Source organism: Paenibacillus sp. FSL H8-0315 (genome assembly GCF_038005365.1).
In the GTDB taxonomy this organism is placed as follows: Bacteria; Bacillota; Bacilli; order Paenibacillales; family Paenibacillaceae; genus Paenibacillus_AQ; species Paenibacillus_AQ odorifer.
On sequence record NZ_JBBOTA010000011.1, the window covers coordinates 1 to 1063 of the forward strand.

General features: G+C 57.2%; 1 protein-coding gene. It reads right to left on the reverse strand.

The window, feature by feature from the left end; genetic code table 11:
* Nucleotides 1-1063: condensation domain-containing protein (locus tag MHB56_RS29785; protein ID WP_341144432.1), on the reverse strand; the 1063-nt coding region annotated here is incomplete at both ends.

Genomic DNA, 1063 nt, shown 5'->3' on the forward strand with positions numbered 1-1063 from the left:
CAGCACCCCGACAATCATCTCCACAGAGCGATCCATCAGGACCGCCACGATGCAATCCTGGCCCACACCCTGCTCGCGCAGTGTCCAAGCCAGCTGATTCGCCCGCGCATTCAGCTCCGCATAAGTCAGCTGCTGGTCCTCGTACACAACCGCCACCGCGTTTGGTGTCTTCTCGACTTGGGCCTCGAACAGCCTGTGGATCGTCGCTTCTCGCGGATAGTCCGCTGCTGTATCGTTGAACGCGTGCAACTGCTTCTTCTCCTCTGGTGTTACCAGTTGTAGAGAAGCTATGCTTGCGTCCGTTCGTTCGGTAATTTGAGTCAACAGTTGTACAAAGTGAGACAATAGACGCTCAATCGTAGACGCATTGAACAAGGCTCGACTGTATTCCAGTGACATGTGAAGGCCTTGATTGACTTCCACGACGTTTAGCGTCAAATCAAACTTCGTCACCGGATGGTTCAGTTCGACCGGGCGAACCTCAATGTCCGCTAGGCTAAAGCGTGTCTGCTCCATATTTTGCAATATTAGCATCGTGTCGAACAGTGGGTTACGGCTTCTATCGCGGCGCACGTTCAGCTTCTCCACCAGTTCCTCGAACGGGTAGTCTTGGTGTTCAAACGCTGCCAGCGTCCGCACCTTCACCTCGCGCACGAAGTCAATAAACCGCTTCTCCCCGGACGGGGCGTTGCGCAGCGCCAGCGTGTTCACGAACATCCCGATCATCGGCTCCGTGTCCGCATGTGTGCGCCCCGACACCGGCGTACCGACCACAATGTCGCTCTGCCCCGTGTACTTGTGTAACCACACGTTATAGGCTGCAAGCAGTACCATGTACAGCGTTGATCCGGTCTTCGTTGCGACTTTCTTCAGCCCTTCGGCCACGTCCGCGCTAATCTCCGCATGAACGCGTCCGCCCTCGCTGCTTGGCACCGCCGGACGCGTATGGTTGGTCGGCAGCTCCAGCACCGGCGCTTCCTCCGCAAAGGCGGACAGCCAGTACGCCTCATGCGCTTCCATCTGCTCAACCTCGAGCGTGCCTTGTTGCCAGACCGCATAGTCC